Consider the following 16,706-nt stretch of genomic DNA (forward strand, 5'->3'; position numbering starts at 1 on the left):
CAAATCCTGGAATTACAGCAGCTTGCTGGATGCGATCTGCATCGCCAGCTTCGCGATCGAGGGCTCCATCAGGTCGGTCAGCGGCTTGGGGTAGATGCCCAGGGCCAGCACGCCGATGGCGAACACGCCCAGCACCAGCCATTCGCGGCCGTTGATGTCCTTCAGTTCGGCCACGTGGCTGTTGGCCACTTCGCCGAAGAAGATGCGCTTGTACAGCCACAGGGTGTAGGCGGCGCCGATGATCAGGGTGGTGGCCGCGCCCAGTGCGATCCACGGATTACGCTGGAAGGCCGACAGGATGACCATGAACTCGCCGACGAAACCGCTGGTGCCCGGCAGGCCCGCATTGGCCATGAAGAACAGCATGGCGAAGGTGGCGAACCACGGCATCACGTTGACCACGCCGCCGTAATCGGCGATGCGGCGGCTGTGCATGCGGTCGTACAGCACGCCGACACAGGAGAACATCGCACCGGACACGAAGCCGTGCGAGATCATCTGCACCATGGCGCCCTGCAGGCCCAGGCGGGCAGCATCGGCGTTGCCGGCTTCACGCACCAGCCACAGGGCGATGAAGGTGCCCAGGGTGACGAAGCCCATGTGCGCGATCGACGAATAGGCGATCAGCTTCTTCATGTCGTCCTGCACCAGGGCGACCAGGCCGACGTAGATCACCGCGATCAGCGACAGCGCGATCACCAGCCAGGCCCATTCCTGCGACGCGTCCGGGACGATCGGCAGGTTGAAGCGCAGGAAGCCGTAGCCACCGATCTTCAGGGCGATGGCGGCCAGGATCACCGAACCGGCGGTCGGCGCTTCCACGTGGGCGTCCGGCAGCCAGGTGTGGACCGGGAACATCGGCACCTTGACCGCGAAGGCGATCAGGAAGGCAAAGAAGATCCAGGTCTGTTCCTTGGCCGACAGCGGCAGCGCGTACAGGTCGGCCAGCTGGAAGCTGCCGCCCTTCATGTACAGGTAGATCAGCGCCACCAGCATCAGCACCGAGCCGAGGAAGGTGTACAGGAAGAACTTCAATGCTGCGTAGATGCGGCGCGGGCCACCCCAGACACCGATGATCAGGAACATCGGGATCAGCATGGCTTCGAAGAACACGTAGAACAGCATCGCGTCCGTCGCGGCGAAGATGCCGACGGTGACGCCTTCCAGGATCAGGAAGGCCGCCACGTACTGGTTGACGCGCTTGTCGATGGCGCTCCAGGCGCCGATCAGGGCAAGCACGCTGACCAGGGTGGTCAGCAGGATCAGCGCCACGGCAATGCCGTCCACGCCCAGGTTGTAGCCGATCTTGTACGCCGGGATCCAGGCATGGGTCTCGACGAACTGCAGGCCGTCGATGCCCGCGTTGTAGCCGCTCAGCAGCGAGAGGCTTGCAACGAAGGTGAGCACCGCGACGCCCAGCGACGCCCAGCGGGCAGTCTGTGCATCACGGATCGCAAGGATCAGGGCGCCACCGATGATCGGCAGCCAGATGAGGACACTGAGTAGAGGCCAGTTCGACACGTCTTCTTATTCCGTACAGGTCATCAACGCAGGTAATGCATCAGCACGCCCAGCAGGGCAATCAGGCCGATGATCATCGCGAAGGCGTAGTGATAGAGGAAACCGGATTGGGTACGACGCAGCACGCCGGCTGCAACGTCCACAACACGTGCCGAGAGATTGACCACGCCGTCGACGATGTTGCTGTCGATCCAGCGCGAGACCTTGCCCAGCTTGACGCTGCCACCGGCAAAGCCATCGATCCACAGCTTGTCGAAGCCGTACTTGTTTTCCAGCACCGACACCAGCGGGGCGAAGGTCTTGCGCGCCTTGCCCGAGAGGTCCGGCTTCCACAGGTAGAACAGTGCAGCCAGCAGGAAGCCCGCCAGGGTCAGCCAGAACGGCGGCAGCATCATGCCGTGCAGCGCGAACGCGACCGGGCCATGGAACTCTTCACCCAGGAACGCGACGGTGTTCTTGGCCGGATCGTAGAAGTCGACGATGCCGGTGAAGAACGTCTGCGCCTGGCCCTTGATCGCCTCGTGCGCATGGTTGCCGGCCCAGTCGGTGCCGTGCAGCATCGGACCGATGCTGAAGAAACCGATGGCGATCGACGGGATGGCCAGCAGGATCAGCGGCAGGGTCACCACCCACGGGGTTTCATGCGGCTCATGCGGACCGTGGCCATGGCCGTGGTCGTCATGGGCATCGCCATGGTGGGCATCGGCGGCGTGGTGATCGTCATGGCCGTGGCCATGATCGTCGTGCGCGTCGCGGAAACGCTCCTTGCCGTGGAAGGTCATGAACAGCAGGCGGAAGCTGTAGAAGCTGGTCACCAGCACGCCACCCAGCACCGCCCAGTAGCCATAGGTGGCCACCCAGCTGTTCTGCATGTGGGCGTGGATCTCGGCCGCCTCGATGATGGTGTCCTTCGAGTAGAAGCCGGAGAAGAACGGCGTACCGACCAGGGCCAGGGTACCGATCCACATGGTGACGAAGGTGATCGGCATGTACTTGCGCAGGCCGCCCATCTTGCGCATGTCCTGCTCGTGGTGCATCGCGATGATGACCGAGCCGGCACCCAGGAACAGCAGCGCCTTGAAGAAAGCGTGGGTCATCAGGTGGAACACGGCGGCCGAGTACGCCGACACGCCCAGTGCAACCGTCATGTAGCCCAGCTGCGACAGCGTGGAGTACGCGACGACGCGCTTGATGTCGTTCTGCACGATGCCGATCAGGCCGGTGAAGAACGCGGTGGTGGCACCGATGAACAGCACGAAGTTCAGCGCCGTCTGCGACAGCTCGAACAGCGGCGACATGCGGGTGACCATGAAGATACCGGCGGTCACCATCGTCGCGGCGTGGATCAGTGCCGAGATCGGGGTCGGGCCTTCCATCGAGTCCGGCAGCCACACGTGCAGCGGGACCTGGGCCGACTTGCCCATGGCGCCGATGAACAGGCAGATGCAGATGACGGTGGCGATCGACCAGATCACCGGCTCGTTCAGCAGCTGCATGCCCAGGATCGTGCCGTCCCAGATCTGCAGCTGGGCGCGCGGGTCAGCCAGCATGCCGGCCTGCGAGAACACCTGCGAGTAGTCCAGGGTGCCGAACACCCACAGCACGCCGGCGATACCCAGCAGGAAGCCGAAGTCACCGACGCGGTTGACCAGGAACGCCTTCATGTTGGCGAAGATCGCGGTCGGGCGCTTGAACCAGAAGCCGATCAGCAGGTACGACACCAGGCCCACCGCTTCCCAGCCGAAGAACAGCTGCAGGAAGTTGTTGCTCATCACCAGGGTGAGCATCGAGAAGGTGAACAGCGAGATGTAGCTGAAGAACCGCTGGTAGCCCGGATCGTCCTGCATGTAGCCGATCGTGTAGATGTGGACCAGCAGCGACACGAAGGTCACCACCACCATCATCATCGCGGTCAGCTTGTCGACCATGAAACCGACGTGGGCCGAGTACTGGCCGACTTCGAAGAACGTGTAGATGTTCTGGTTGAACGGCTGCGCGCCGCCCCACAGCAACTGGTAGAGCGTGTACATCGACAGGCCGCAGGCAACCGCGACGCCGAGGATGGTGATGGTCTGCGCGCCGAAGCGCTTGACCTGGCGACCGAACAGGCCGGCGATGATGCTGCCGAACAGCGGTGCAAGCACCACTGCGATCAACAGACTCTTGGAGAGAGTGATTTCCATCTGTGGATCAGCCCTTCAACGAATCGACTTCGCCGACATTGATCGTGCGGCGGGTACGGAACAGGGTCACCAGGATCGCCAGGCCGATGGCGGCTTCCGCGGCGGCGACGGTCAGGATGAAGAACACGAACAGCTGGCCGGACGGATCGCCCAGCTGACGCGAGAAGCCGACGAAGTTGATGTTCACCGACAGCAGCATCAGTTCGATCGACATCAGCAGGACGATGACGTTCTTCCGGTTGAGGAAGATGCCGGCCAGGCTGATGGCGAACAGCACCGCGCCCAGCGCAAGGATGTGGCCAAGGGTAATCACGGCTGGGTCTCCTCGCCGGCGGCCGGCTTGCTGTTGCTGTGCACGACCGGCGCTTCGGCGCCCATCTTGACCATGCGCAGGCGCTGGCCGGCCTTGACCATGGTCTGCTCACCCGGGTTCTGGCTCTTCACGCCGGTACGGCGGCGCAAGGTCAGCATCACGGCGGCAACCACGGCCACGGTCAGGATGACGGCGGCGAACTCGAACGGCAGCAGGTACTCGGTGAACAGCGTACGCGCCAGCCAGGTGACGTTGGAGCTGTCGGCAGCGACCGCGGCGGCGTTGTCGGCCGGGAACGGGTTCACCGCCCTGCCCTTCACGCCGATCAGGATCAGCATCTGCACCAGCATCGCCACGGCAACAATGAGACCGACCGGCAGGTAGCGGACCCAGCCCTCACGCAGCTTGGTGGGGTCGATGTCGAGCATCATCACCACGAACAGGAACAGCACCATCACCGCGCCGACGTAGACCAGCACCAGCGCCACGCCGAGGAACTCGGCGCCGACCAGCAGCCACACGCAGGCAATGGAGAAGAAGGTCAGCACCAGGCAGAGCACGGCGTGAACCGGGTTGCGCACGCTGATCACCGCACCGGCCGAAACCGTTGCCGCGATGGCGAACACCCAGAAAGCGATATTTACCCAATCCATCTCTCGACCTCAGCGGTAAGCGGCATCGGCGGCGCGACGCTCGGCGATCTCGGACTCGAGACGGTCGCCCAGGGCCAGCAGCTGCGGCTTGGTAACGATGTTTTCGCCACGATTCTCGAAGTGATACTCGAGGATGTGGGTTTCGACGATCGAGTCCACCGGGCAGCTTTCTTCGCAGAAGCCGCAGAAGATGCACTTGAACAGATCGATGTCATAGCGCGTGGTACGGCGGGTACCGTCTTCGCGCTTGGCCGAGTCGATGGTGATGGCCAATGCAGGGCACACCGCTTCGCACAGCTTGCAGGCGATGCAGCGCTCTTCACCGTTGGGGTAACGGCGCAGGGCGTGCAGTCCACGGAAGCGCGGCGACTGCGGGAACTTCTCCATCGGGTACATCATCGTGTACTTGGGCTTGAAGCTGTACTTCAGCGTCAGCCAAAGGCCGCCCAGCAGTTCGAGCAGCAGCAGGCTCTTGAAGTAATGGGTAATCCTGTTCATCACTTAGACGCCCTTTTGAATCACGCCGAAGAACACCATGACGGCGGTAACCGCGATCCACAGAATGGCCAGCGGGATGAAGACCTTCCAGCCCAGGCGCATGATCTGGTCATAGCGGAAGCGCGGGAAGCTTGCACGGAACCAGATGTAGGCACTGGCGAAGAAGAACACCTTGACGAACAGCCACGGTGCACCGCCCTTCCAGATCCAGTCGACCAGCGGCGAGACGTCGCCGAAGTTGACCCAGCCCTGGATGGGGCTCAGCCAGCCGCCGAGGAAGAAGATCGAGATCAGGAAGCTGATCAGGATCATGTTGGCGTATTCGGCCAGGAAGAACAGCGCGAACGCACCGCCCGAGTACTCGACCATGTGGCCAGCGACGATTTCCGATTCACCTTCCACCACGTCGAACGGCGCGCGGTTGGTTTCGGCAACGCCCGACACCCAGTAGATGACGAACAGCGGGAACAGCGGCAGCAGGAACCAGTCGAAGAAACCGGAATTGCCAGCCTGCGCCATCACGATGTTGCTCAGGTTCAGGCTGCCCGACGCGATCATCACGCCGACCAGGGCGAAGCCCATGGCGATTTCGTAGCTGATCATCTGCGCCGAGGCGCGCATCGCACCCAGGAACGCATACTTCGAGTTGGATGCCCAACCGGCCAGGATGATGCCGTAGATGCCCAGCGAGGTCATCGCCAGCAGGTACAGCAGGCCGGCGTTGGCGTTGGACAGCACGATCTGCGAATCGAAGGGGACCACCGACCAGGCCGCGAAGGCCGGAGCCAGGGTGATCAGCGGGGCCAGCAGGTAGATCGCCTTGTTGGCGCTGCTCGGTTGGACCACTTCCTTGAACAGCAGCTTGAAGACGTCGGCGAAGGCCTGGAAGATGCCCATGCCCACGTACATCGGGCCGTGGCGGACGTGCATCCAGCCGATCAGCTTGCGTTCCCAGACCACGTAGAAGGCCACCGAGATGATCACCGGAACGGTGATCACCAGGATCTTCAGGATGATCCAGATCAGCGCGCCGATGTCACCGAGGCCAAGCAGCCACTGGTGCAGCGGATCGACCGCGTTCAACAGCAATTCGTTCATGCAGCCACCACCGTTACGCGAGCGGCACCCAGCGGCGCAGTCGCGCCGTGGCCCGATTCAATCCAGACCGAACCCGCAGCGACGCGGGCGTCGATCACCACCGGCAGGGTGGCCTTGCCGGCATCGGTGCCGACCTTGGCCATCTGCCCTTCCTGCAGCTGCAGGCGAGCGGCATCTTCAGCGTTCAGCACGATGCGCGGGGCGTTGTTGAGCGGATGCGACTGCAGCGCCGGGGCGCGACGGACCACCGCATCGGTGCGGTAGATCGCGGCGGTCGAAGCCACTTCCAGGCCTTCGCCGGCAACCACCGGCTGTGCCGAGGCGGCAACGGCGACCGACACCGGGGCCAGGCTGGCGCGCAGGCCGGCCAGGTCGGTGAAGTCGAAACCGGCTACCGCCAGCTCACCGCCCAGGGCGCGCAGCACGCGCCAGCCCTCACGGGCCTCGCCCGGCAGCTTGCCGCCGGCACGCGCCGACTGCTCGCGACCATCGAGGTTGGTCAGGGTGGCGTCGATTTCCGGCAGCGCACCGATCGGCAGGATCACGTCGGCAACGTCGCGGGTGGAGACGCAGGCGAACTGGCTGAAGGCCACCACCTTGGCGCCGACCAGCGCCTTGCGCGCGGCGGGGGCGTCGGCGAAGTCCAGACCCGGCTCCAGGCCGTACACCACGTAGGCCTGGCGCGGCTGCGCCAGCATTGCGGCGACGTCCTTGCCGGCCGGCAGCACGCCTGCGCGGGTCAGGCCAACGGCGTTGGCACCCTGCGGGATGCGGCACAGCTTGGCACCGGTCGCAGCGGCGAAGTCACGCGCGGCGGCGCGGATCGCGGCAGCCTGCGGATGGTTTTCGGCGATGCCACCGACGATCAGCACGGTGTTGTTGCCGCCCTGCACCGCCGAACGCAGCTCGGCGTTGGCCAGCGCGTCGACGAACTTCGACGGCGCGACGATCTGCTTGCCGGCGATGCTGAAGGCGAAGTCGAAGTCCACCGGGTTGACGACGTGGATCTTCGCGCCGTTGGTGGTCTGCGCCTTGCGCAGGCGGGCGTGCAGCAGCGGCAGTTCGTGGCGGATGTTGCTGCCCAGAACGACGATGCGGTCGGCGCCTTCGATCTCGGCGAGCGGCAGGCCGAACACTTCGGCGGTTGCGGCGTCGGAGAAATCGCGGTTGTTGATGCGGTGGTCGATGTTGCTCGAGCCCAGGCCCTTGGCCAGGCGGGCCAGCAGCGCGCCTTCCTCGTTCGAGGTGGACGGGTGCACCAGCACGCCCAGGTTGTCGCCCTGGTTGGCCTTGAGGATCTCGGCGGCCGCGGCCAGGCCTTCGGCCCAGCTCACTTCCTTCCACTCGCCATTGACCTTGCGCAGCGGCTTGACCGCACGGTCTTCGCTGTACAGGCCCTGGTGCGAGTAGCGGTCACGGTCGGACAGCCAGCACTCGTTCACCGCTTCGTTGTCGCGCGGCACGGTGCGCAGCACTTCGCCGCGACGCACGTGCAGGAACAGGTTCGAACCCATCGCGTCGTGGTAACCCAGCGATTCGCGCGCGGTCAGTTCCCACGGGCGGGCGCGGAACTGGAACACCTTGTTGGTCAGCGCGCCGACCGGGCAGACGTCGACGACGTTGCCGGACAGCTCGGTGGTCAGCGGCTTGCCGTCGAAGGTACCGATCTGCAGGTTCTCACCGCGGTACATGCCACCCAGTTCATAGGTACCGGCAACGTCGGCGGTGAAGCGGACGCAACGGGTGCACTGGATGCAGCGGGTCATCTCGGTGGCGACCAGCGGGCCCATGTCCTCGTCCGGCACCACGCGCTTGCGCTCGTTGAAGCGGCTGACCGAACGGCCATAGCCCAGCGACACGTCCTGCAGCTCGCACTCGCCGCCCTGATCGCAGATCGGGCAGTCCAGCGGGTGGTTGATGAGCAGGAACTCCATCACCGAGCGCTGGAACTTCAGTGCCTTCTCGCTGCGGGTGGCGACCTTCATGCCATCCATCACCGGGGTGGCACAGGCCGGCGCCGGCTTCGGCGACTTCTCCACGTCCACCAGGCACATGCGGCAGTTGGCGGCGATCGGCAGCTTCTCGTGGTAGCAGAAGCGCGGAATCGAAATGCCGGCCTTGTCGGCCGCCTGGATGATCATCGAACCCTTGGGCACGACCAGCGACTTGCCATCGATTTCGATGGTCACGTGATCCGGTGGCACGTTCGGGTTTACGGGTTGCGCGCTCATGCGGCGGCTGCCTCCACCTTCTTGCCGTCAACCATCGAATGACCGTTGACGATGTAGTACTCGAATTCGTCCCAGAACTGGCGCAGGAAGCCCTGGATGGGCCATGCAGCCGCTTCACCGAACGCACAGATGGTGTGGCCTTCGATCTGGCCGGCCACCGCCTTCAGCTGGTGCAGGTCTTCCATCGTGGCCTTGCCGGCGACGATGCGCTCCAGCACGCGGTGCATCCAGCCGGTGCCTTCACGGCACGGGGTGCACTGGCCGCACGATTCCTTGTGGAAGAACTGGCTGATGCGGCAGGCGAACTTGACGCAGCAGACGCTGTCGTCGAGCACCACGATCGCACCCGAACCCAGGCCGGAGCCCAGCGCACGGATGGTGTCGTAGTCCATCGGCAGATCCTGCAGCTCGGCCGCGGTCAGTACCGGCATCGACACGCCGCCCGGGATCGCGCCCTTGAGGGTGCGGCCCGGACGCAGGCCACCGGCCATTTCCAGCAGGTCGTGGAACTTGGTGCCCAGCGGCACTTCGAAGTTGCCGCCGTTCTGCACGCAGCCGGACACCGAGAAGCACTTCGGACCGCCGTTGGCGGTCAGGCTCAGGCCCTTGAACCACTCCGGACCGTTGCGGATGATCGCCGGCACCGAACCATAGGTTTCGGTGTTGTTGATCGTCGACGGCTTGCCGTACAGACCGAAGTTGGCCGGGAACGGCGGCTTGTAGCGCGGCTGGCCCTTCTTGCCCTCCAGCGATTCCATCAGCGCGGTTTCTTCGCCGCAGATGTACGCGCCGGCGCCCAGCGCACCGTAGATGTCGATGTCCACGCCCGAGCCCATCACGTTCTTGCCCAGCCAGCCATTTGCATAGGCGTCGGCCAGGGCCTGCTCGAAGTGCTCGAACGGCTCGTGGTGGAACTCACCGCGCAGGTAGTTGTAACCCACGGTCGAACCGGTGGCGTAGCAGGCGATCGCCATGCCTTCCACCACCGAATGCGGGTTGTAGCGCAGGATGTCGCGATCCTTGCAGGTGCCCGGCTCGGATTCGTCCGAGTTGCAGAGGATGTACTTCTGCATGTTGCCCTTGGGCATGAAGGACCACTTCAGGCCGGTCGGGAAGCCTGCGCCACCGCGGCCACGCAGGCCCGAGGCCTTGACCATCTCGATGACCTGCTCCGGCGGGATCTTCTCTTCGAGGATCTTGCGCAGGGCGGCGTAGCCACCGGTCTTCAGGTAGCTTTCGTACGACCACGGGGTGTCGTAATGCAGGGTGGTGTAGACCACCTGGTGCGGCAGCGGCGCGGGGCCGACCGGACCCTTGGATTCGTGGTGATGTGCCATGCCCTTACTCCAGCCCGTCCAGCAGCTCGTCGACCTTTTCCAGGGTCAGACGCTCATGGTAGTGACCGTTGATGACCATCATCGGCGCGCCGCCACAACCGGCCAGGCACTCTTCCTCGCGCTTGAGGTAGACGCGGCCGTCCGGGGTCGATTCACCGTGCTTGATGCCCAGCTTCTTCTCGCAATGGCGGACGATGTCCTCGGCGCCATTGAGCCAGCAGCTGATGTTGGTGCAGATGGCCACGTTGTTGCGGCCCACCTTCTCGGTCTCGAACATCGAGTAGAAGCTGGCGACCTCGTAGGCCCACACCGGCGGCAGGTCGAGGTACTTGGCCACGCCGGCGATCAGTTCGTCGGTCAGCCAGCCCTCGTTCTGCTCCTGGGCCGCATGCAGGCCCTGCAGCACGGCAGAGCGCTTGCGGTCCGGCGGGAACTTGGACAGCCAGTGATCGATGTGAGCGCGGGTCTTGTCGCTCAGCACCACCATCGGGTCGACGTCGCGCGCCGCCTCGAAATTACCTGTCGCCTTCATCGGCCGACCTCAGCGAAATGCATAACGTGAAATTCCAGAAACTGCGGCGCCGGCTTGCGCCGGCTGCCTGCAGCGGGCGTTGGCGTGGCGGACGGCATTACCGGTCAACCTCGCCGAACACCAGGTCGTAGGTACCGATCATCGCCACCACGTCGGCCAGCATGTGGCCGCGCACGACCGAATCGATCGAGGACAGGTGGGCGAAGCCCGGCGCACGCAGGTGCACGCGGAACGGCTTGTTGGCGCCATCGGAGACCAGGTAGCAGCCGAATTCGCCCTTCGGGGCTTCCACCGCCGAGTAGGTCTCGCCGGCCGGCACGCAGTAGCCCTCGCTGAACAGCTTGAAGTGGTGGATCAGCGCTTCCATGTCGTCCTTCATGTCCTCGCGCCTGGGCGGAGCAACCTTGAAGTTCTTCACCATCACCGGGCCGGGGTTGGCTTTCAGCCATGCCACGCACTGCTTGATGATGCGGTTGGACTCGCGCATTTCGGCAACGCGGACCAGGTAGCGGTCGTAGCAGTCGCCTTCCTTGCCCAGCGGGATGTCGAAATCGACGGCATCGTACTTGGCGTACGGGCGCTTCTTGCGCAGGTCCCAGGCGACGCCCGAGCCACGCAGCATCACGCCGGTCATGCCCCACTGGTGGGCCAGCTCCGGAGTGACCACGCCGATGCCGACGGTACGCTGCTTCCAGATACGGTTGTCGGTCAGCAGGGTTTCGTATTCGTCGATGCGCTTGGGGAACTCGACGGTGAAGTTCTCCAGGAAGTCCAGCAGCGAGCCTTCGCGCGAAGCATTGAGCTGCTTCAGCGCCTTGCCCTTGTGCCAGCGCGATTCCTTGTACTTCGGCATGTGGTCCGGCAGGTCGCGGTAGACACCGCCCGGACGGTAGTACGCCGCGTGCATGCGCGCCGGAGACCGCTTCATAGCAGTCCATCAGCTCTTCGCGCTCGCGGAAGGCATACAGCATCACCGCCATCGCACCCAGGTCGAGCGCGTTGGAGCCCAGCCACATCAGGTGGTTGAGGATGCGGGTGATTTCGTCGTACATGGTGCGGATGTACTGCGCACGCTCCGGCGCTTCGATGCCCATCAGGGTCTCGATCGCGCGCACGTAGGCGTGCTCGTTGCACATCATCGACACGTAATCCAGGCGATCCATGTAGCCGATCGACTGGTTGAACGGCTTGGACTCGGCCAGCTTTTCGGTACCACGGTGCAGCAGACCCACGTGCGGGTCGGCGCGCATGATGGTTTCGCCGTCCATTTCCAGGATCAGGCGCAGCACACCGTGAGCGGCCGGATGCTGCGGGCCGAAGTTCATGGTGTAGTTGCGGATTTCCTGCCGGCTCTCGGCGGCGTTGCTGGCGAATGCTTCGCCGGCCTGGTGTACGTGGCTCACTTCACTGCCTCCTGCGCGCTCACCTTCTGCGGTCTGCAGACGGGCGTCGTCGCGGATCACGCGCGGCACGCCGACACGCGGCTCCACCGAGGTGACCGGTTCGTAGATCACGCGCTTCTTTTCTTCGTCGTAGCGGACTTCGACATTGCCGATCAGCGGGAAGTCCTTGCGGAACGGATGACCGACGAAACCGTAGTCGGTCAGGATCCGGCGCAGGTCCGGGTGGCCTTCGAAGATCACGCCGTACAGGTCGAACGCTTCGCGCTCGAACCAGTTCAGGCCCGGCCAGATGCCGGTCAGCGAGGACACCACCGGCAGCGCTTCGTCAGGGGCGAAGCAGCGCAGGTGCATCATCAGGTTGTGCTGGTACGAACGCAGCTGGGCGACCACGGCGAAACGCTGGGTCGGCATGTGCTGCGGGCGGGCACCGTCGGCGCCGTTTTCCTCGGTGGGGAACTCGCCCCACGCGAAACGGCCCTGGGCCTTGCCTTCGACGCCACGACTGAAGCCCTGCGAGGACACGTCGGCGGTGTCCCATTCGTCGGAGCCATAACCGAGGTAGTCGACGCCGCAGAGATCCACGGCCTGCTCGAAACCAAACTCGTCACGCAGCGCCAGGGCGGTGGCGTGCCACTCGGCGGCAGGCACTTCCAGCGTCACTTCGCCGCGGGGTTCGACCACGATGACCTTCGCACCTGCGAAACGTGCGGAGAGTCGGTCGATGAAGGATGCTTGCTCTGCCATGGGGGCTTGGCGCGCTCTTGTCAGGTGAAGGGGTCAGCGGGCGATGGTCTGTGTACGCCAGATCTTCTTCTGCAGCTGCAGGATCCCGTACACCAGCGCCTCGGCGGTCGGCGGGCAGCCCGGGACGTAGACGTCCACCGGCACCACGCGATCACAGCCGCGCACCACAGAATAGGAGTAGTGGTAATAGCCGCCACCATTGGCGCAGCTACCCATCGAGATGACCCACTTCGGGTCCGGCATCTGGTCGTAGACCTTGCGCAGCGCCGGGGCCATCTTGTTGACCAGGGTACCGGCCACGATCATCACGTCGGACTGACGCGGCGACGGGCGGAACACCACGCCGTAGCGGTCAAGGTCCAGGCGCGCGGCGCCGGCATGCATCATCTCGACCGCGCAGCAGGCCAGACCGAAGGTCATCGGCCACATCGAGCCGGTGCGCGCCCAGTTCAGCAGTGCATCGACGCTGGTGGTGACGAAGCCCTTTTCCAGCAGCGGGTTGTCGCCTTCCGGCCGCAGGATGTCATCAACCCGGCCTTCCGGCGTGGGGTTGTTCATGAGGCCATCGAGAGTCTGAATCACTCCCATTCCAGCGCTCCCTTCTTCCAGACGTAAATGAAACCGAGGAACAGCATGCCGACGAACAGGCCCATGGTGATGAGCGAACGGGCACCCAGCTCCATGAAGACCTGGGTCCACGGCACGATGAAGATGATTTCCAGGTCGAAGACGATGAACTGGATCGCGATCAGGTAATAGCGCACGTCGAACTTCATGCGCGCGTCTTCGAAGGCCTCGAAGCCGCACTCGTACGGCGACAGCTTTTCCAGATCGGGGCGGCGGGGACCGAGGAATCGACCAACCAGCATCAGCGTAATGCCGATACCGGTGGCAACGATCAGAAACAGCAGAGACGGCAAATATTCGGCCAGCACAGCGATTCTCTCTTGCCTCTGCCGCCGCGCCTGCAGGCGCTTTGGCATGGGGGAGTGGACGGGAATCTGCCTGGCGCCTTGCGCGCCAGACGAACCCGCTTTACTTACAAATGGTGCCCAAGAGGGGACTCGAACCCCTACGACTTGCGTCGCTACCACCTCAAGGTAGTGCGTCTACCAATTCCGCCACCTGGGCAAACGATCACATCAGACTATCTTCCCGATGCGCCGCGTATTGTAACCGGCTTCAGTCTTTCTGGGAGCCTTCCGAAGGCTTTTCTTCACCAGAAACCGAAGATTCCGCCTGAGCCGGCACATTCGCGGCCGGAACCGGGGCGGCCGGGACCGCATCAGCCTTCGGAACGGCCGGCAGTTCGCCCGCCGGAGCCGCCGGAGCGACTGCCGCCGGTGCGGACATCAGGCCCAGATCCTGGTCGGCCGCCGGGCGGCTGCCATGACCGGCATACCAGGCCATGAAGAGGCTGATGCCGAAGAACACGACAGCCAGCCACTTGGTCGACTTGGACAGGAAGTTCGAGGCGCCGCGCGCACCGAACACCGTACCCGAGGCACCGGCACCAAAGCCCGAACCTGCCGCCGCACCCGAGCCACGCTGCATCAGGATCAGCGCGATCATGGCCACAGCGACCAGCACGTAGACGACATTGAGGATCAACATCAGCATTGGAAACCGCCCTCGGACAAAACTTCTAGGATTAGTTCGCGGCCGCCGCCCGTGCGATGGCCAGGAAGTCCGCGGCCACCAGGGAGGCGCCGCCGACCAGCCCACCATCGACATCCGGCTGCGCGAACAGTTCCCCGGCATTGTCGGGCTTCACGCTACCGCCGTAAACAATGGGCAGTGAATCAGCGATTCTAGCATCGATACGCGCGACTTCGCCACGGATGAACGCGTGCACCTGCTGCGCCTGCTCCTTGGTGGCGGTACGGCCGGTACCGATGGCCCAGACCGGCTCGTAGGCGACCACGGCCTTGGCGAAACCGGCCGCGCCGACCAGCTCCAGCACCGGCGCCAGCTGGCCGGCGATGACCACTTCGGTCTGCCCGGCCTCGCGCTGCTCCAGGGTCTCGCCCACGCACAGCACCGGCACCAGGCCGGCGTGCTGGGCGGCGGCGAACTTGCGCGCGACCAGCTCGCTACTTTCGTGGTGGTACTGGCGGCGCTCGGAATGGCCGACCAGGCCATAGCGGGCGCCGACCTCGACCAGCATGGCCGCGCAGACCTCGCCGGTGTAGGCGCCCTTCTCGTTGCTGCTCACGTCCTGCGCGCCAAAGGCCAGGCCGGTCTCGCCGAAGTCCTCGACCAGCTCCCCGAGGTAGGGCAGCGGCGGCAGGATCACCACGTCCACCCCCTCCAGCGGCAGCCCGGCGGCGACCTGCCCCAGCAGTTCATTGGCGAATTGACGGCTGCCATGCAGCTTCCAGTTTCCAGCGACGATCTTGCGGCGCATGAGCGGGTGGCTCCTGTGTGAAGTCAGCCGGGCATGATACCCGTTACGGCAAAAATCCGTTTCCGTGTAAGCGGTTACATGGATTTTCAGCCAACGGCGCAGCCCCTCGTGGCGGGGGTGGGGTTGGGTTGGTCGCGGAGAACCCGGTTGGATTTGGGGCTTGGCCGGGCGGGTGGGACTGCGCAGGGGGCGCTGCAAGTCCCCCTCCGGGGCCCGGCCCAGCCGCTGGCGGCTGTGCGTTCTGGCGCTTGCGAAGCAGTGCTTCGCAACCAAAGCGCCCTCACCCCTGTAAGCTCGGTCGCCGCTTGCTCGTGGGCGCGGTCCTGCACACACGAGCAAGACCCGGGTGGGGCGTCCTGCCCAACGCGCCCGAGGCATGCCTCGGGCCCATGCGGCTCACGCCCCTGCGCAGCCCCACCCGCCCGGCCTCTGACACATTCCGGCGGTTCCGCCCGCCACGGAAAGAAATAAGAAGATCAAAAGCAAAAGCGGCAGTGCGGATAGCTGCCCGCACCCATGGCGTGGATCTACCGTGTCGACCAAGGTCGACACCTACCGGAAATCGCGATTTACCCACCGTCACCGGGAAACTGTCGAAGGCGGGGAGGTGTCGGATGGCGGGGTGTCCGCGGCATGGATGCCGCGGCCAAGCCCCCAGGACGGGTTCACGGCGTCCCCGCCATCCGACACCTCCCCGCCTCCCCACGGAACATCCCAGTGCCGCTTTGGCTTTGGCTTTGGCTTTGGCTTTGGCTTTGGCTTTGGCCTCTGCGGGTGCGGGGCGCAGCCCTGCTAAAGAAAAAGGCCGCCTTTCGGCGGCCTCACTTCTCATTACTTCAGCTTGATCTCGCGCAGGCGTTCCTCGAGGAAGCCATGGGCGGTGATCGCCTCCGGGTACCGGCTCGGGTTCTCCGGGGTGATGCAGGACGGCAGCACGTCGATCAGATAGTCCGGGTTCGGATGCAGGAAGAACGGCACCGAGTAGCGCGGCTGGCGCGCCAGCTCACCCGGGGGGTTGACCACGCGGTGGATGGTCGACGGGTACACGTGGTTGGTCAGGCGCTGCAGCATGTCGCCGATGTTGACCACGATGGTGTCCGCGTCCGAGGTGAACGGCACCCACTCGCCCTCGTGCGACTGCACTTCCAGGCCCGCGGCGCTGGCGCCGACCAGCAGGGTGATGAAGTTGATGTCGCCATGCGCGCCGGCGCGCACGTTCGGGATGTCGTCGGTGGTGATCGGCGGGTAGTGGATCGGGCGCAGGATCGAGTTACCGAAGTTGGTCTTGTCGGCGAAGAAGTCTTCCGGCAGGCCGATGTGCAGGGCCAGCGCCGACAGTACGCGCGAACCCAGGTTGTCCAGCGCCTGGTACAGGCCGTAACCGCGCTCGCGGAAGCCCTCGACCTCGGTCGGCCACAGGTTCGGCGCCATCACGTCGCGGTACTTGGAGTCGTCGGCGATCTCGCGACCGATGTGCCAGAACTCCTTCAGGTCGAAATGCTTGGAGCCCTTGGCGGTCTCCACGCCGAACGGGGTGTAGCCGCGGGCGCCGCCACTGCCGGCCACGTGGTACTTGCGCTTGACCTCCTCCGGCAGGGCGAAGAAGGCCTTGAAGGCATCGTAGGCCGCGTCGATGTCGGCCTGCGGGATGCCGTGGTTGCGGATGCCCGCGAATCCCCATTGGCGGTAGGCCGCGCCCAGCTCGGCCACGAAGGCCTCGCGGTCGCTGTCGAAACGGGTGATGTCGAGGGTGGGGATCTGGCTCACAGCGGTTCCTGGCTTGTCG

General features: G+C 64.6%; 14 protein-coding genes, 1 tRNA gene and 2 pseudogenes. All 17 read right to left on the reverse strand.

All coding sequences use genetic code 11. The features are described from left to right. Positions 1-12: 12 nt before the first annotated feature. Positions 13-1,521 (reverse strand): NADH-quinone oxidoreductase subunit M, encoded by a 1,509-nt coding sequence (locus tag ACZK2V_RS16220; protein ID WP_005410452.1) that lies wholly within the window; start codon positions 1,519-1,521, stop codon positions 13-15. A 23-nt stretch (positions 1,522-1,544) separates the two neighbouring features. Next, the gene (nuoL, locus tag ACZK2V_RS16225) at positions 1,545-3,704 is read right to left on the reverse strand and encodes an NADH-quinone oxidoreductase subunit L (protein WP_201116912.1); all 2,160 of its coding nucleotides are present in this window, start codon (positions 3,702-3,704) and stop codon (positions 1,545-1,547) included. A gap of 7 nt (positions 3,705-3,711) precedes the next feature. Further along, positions 3,712-4,017, reverse strand: a complete 306-nt coding sequence (gene nuoK / locus ACZK2V_RS16230; RefSeq protein WP_005417921.1) for an NADH-quinone oxidoreductase subunit NuoK — start codon at positions 4,015-4,017, stop codon at positions 3,712-3,714. Then, positions 4,014-4,670 carry an NADH-quinone oxidoreductase subunit J gene (locus tag ACZK2V_RS16235; protein ID WP_032128645.1) on the reverse strand — a complete coding sequence of 219 codons (657 nt, stop codon included), beginning with the start codon at positions 4,668-4,670 and terminating at the stop codon, positions 4,014-4,016. The genes nuoK and ACZK2V_RS16235 overlap by 4 nt, the downstream gene beginning before the upstream one ends. Before the next feature lie 9 nt (positions 4,671-4,679). Next, positions 4,680-5,168 carry an NADH-quinone oxidoreductase subunit NuoI gene (gene nuoI / locus ACZK2V_RS16240; protein ID WP_006381128.1) on the reverse strand — a complete coding sequence of 163 codons (489 nt, stop codon included), beginning with the start codon at positions 5,166-5,168 and terminating at the stop codon, positions 4,680-4,682. A 3-nt stretch (positions 5,169-5,171) separates the two neighbouring features. Further along, the gene (gene nuoH / locus ACZK2V_RS16245; RefSeq protein ID WP_006381129.1) at positions 5,172-6,266 is read right to left on the reverse strand and encodes an NADH-quinone oxidoreductase subunit NuoH; all 1,095 of its coding nucleotides are present in this window, start codon (positions 6,264-6,266) and stop codon (positions 5,172-5,174) included. Then, on the reverse strand, positions 6,263-8,497 hold the full coding sequence (nuoG, locus tag ACZK2V_RS16250; RefSeq protein ID WP_006381130.1) for an NADH-quinone oxidoreductase subunit NuoG: 2,235 nt from the start codon (positions 8,495-8,497) through the stop codon (positions 6,263-6,265). Before nuoG ends, nuoH begins: the two co-directional genes overlap by 4 nt. After that, positions 8,494-9,834, reverse strand: coding sequence for an NADH-quinone oxidoreductase subunit NuoF (gene nuoF / locus ACZK2V_RS16255; protein ID WP_006381131.1), 1,341 nt, complete (start codon positions 9,832-9,834; stop codon positions 8,494-8,496). Before nuoF ends, nuoG begins: the two co-directional genes overlap by 4 nt. Before the next feature lie 4 nt (positions 9,835-9,838). Next, a complete protein-coding gene (gene nuoE / locus ACZK2V_RS16260; protein ID WP_006381132.1) occupies positions 9,839-10,366 on the reverse strand; it encodes an NADH-quinone oxidoreductase subunit NuoE in 528 nt (175 codons plus the stop codon). A gap of 97 nt (positions 10,367-10,463) precedes the next feature. Next, positions 10,464-11,769: pseudogene (locus ACZK2V_RS16265) on the reverse strand (NADH-quinone oxidoreductase subunit D). Continuing rightward, positions 11,764-12,513 (reverse strand): annotated as a pseudogene (locus tag ACZK2V_RS16270) (NADH-quinone oxidoreductase subunit C); the annotation flags it as partial. The pseudogenes ACZK2V_RS16265 and ACZK2V_RS16270, both read right to left, overlap by 6 nt. Before the next feature lie 33 nt (positions 12,514-12,546). Continuing rightward, the gene (locus tag ACZK2V_RS16275; protein ID WP_005410463.1) at positions 12,547-13,101 is read right to left on the reverse strand and encodes a NuoB/complex I 20 kDa subunit family protein; all 555 of its coding nucleotides are present in this window, start codon (positions 13,099-13,101) and stop codon (positions 12,547-12,549) included. Beyond that, the gene (locus tag ACZK2V_RS16280; protein WP_008265012.1) at positions 13,092-13,448 is read right to left on the reverse strand and encodes an NADH-quinone oxidoreductase subunit A; all 357 of its coding nucleotides are present in this window, start codon (positions 13,446-13,448) and stop codon (positions 13,092-13,094) included. The genes ACZK2V_RS16275 and ACZK2V_RS16280 overlap by 10 nt, the downstream gene beginning before the upstream one ends. Positions 13,449-13,559: 111 nt before the next feature. Next, positions 13,560-13,644, reverse strand: a tRNA-Leu gene (locus tag ACZK2V_RS16285). 51 nt (positions 13,645-13,695) lie between these two features. Next, positions 13,696-14,133 carry a preprotein translocase subunit SecG gene (gene secG, locus ACZK2V_RS16290; protein WP_010486424.1) on the reverse strand — a complete coding sequence of 146 codons (438 nt, stop codon included), beginning with the start codon at positions 14,131-14,133 and terminating at the stop codon, positions 13,696-13,698. Between the two features lie 31 nt (positions 14,134-14,164). Continuing rightward, positions 14,165-14,920, reverse strand: coding sequence for a triose-phosphate isomerase (gene tpiA, locus ACZK2V_RS16295; RefSeq protein WP_154264088.1), 756 nt, complete (start codon positions 14,918-14,920; stop codon positions 14,165-14,167). Positions 14,921-15,751: 831 nt separating this feature from the next. Next, complete coding sequence (locus ACZK2V_RS16300; RefSeq protein WP_032128257.1) at positions 15,752-16,687, reverse strand: isopenicillin N synthase family dioxygenase; 936 nt, start codon at positions 16,685-16,687, stop codon at positions 15,752-15,754. Positions 16,688-16,706 lie beyond the last annotated feature (19 nt).

The organism is Stenotrophomonas sp. 93052_Sma (assembly GCF_056481145.1).

What these genes read in the sequence shown, in the direction of transcription:
- ACZK2V_RS16275 (WP_005410463.1), bottom strand. Translation starts at nt 13,101, where the DNA reads ATGGGAGTGATTCAGACTCTCGATGGCCTCATGAACAACCCCACGCCG.
- secG (WP_010486424.1), bottom strand. Translation starts at nt 14,133, where the DNA reads ATGCTGATGTTGATCCTCAATGTCGTCTACGTGCTGGTCGCTGTGGCC.
- nuoE (WP_006381132.1), bottom strand. Translation starts at nt 10,366, where the DNA reads ATGAAGGCGACAGGTAATTTCGAGGCGGCGCGCGACGTCGACCCGATG.
- nuoG (WP_006381130.1), bottom strand. Translation starts at nt 8,497, where the DNA reads ATGAGCGCGCAACCCGTAAACCCGAACGTGCCACCGGATCACGTGACC.
- nuoL (WP_201116912.1), bottom strand. Translation starts at nt 3,704, where the DNA reads ATGGAAATCACTCTCTCCAAGAGTCTGTTGATCGCAGTGGTGCTTGCA.
- nuoF (WP_006381131.1), bottom strand. Translation starts at nt 9,834, where the DNA reads ATGGCACATCACCACGAATCCAAGGGTCCGGTCGGCCCCGCGCCGCTG.
- nuoI (WP_006381128.1), bottom strand. Translation starts at nt 5,168, where the DNA reads ATGAACAGGATTACCCATTACTTCAAGAGCCTGCTGCTGCTCGAACTG.
- nuoH (WP_006381129.1), bottom strand. Translation starts at nt 6,266, where the DNA reads ATGAACGAATTGCTGTTGAACGCGGTCGATCCGCTGCACCAGTGGCTG.
- ACZK2V_RS16235 (WP_032128645.1), bottom strand. Translation starts at nt 4,670, where the DNA reads ATGGATTGGGTAAATATCGCTTTCTGGGTGTTCGCCATCGCGGCAACG.
- tpiA (WP_154264088.1), bottom strand. Translation starts at nt 14,920, where the DNA reads ATGCGCCGCAAGATCGTCGCTGGAAACTGGAAGCTGCATGGCAGCCGT.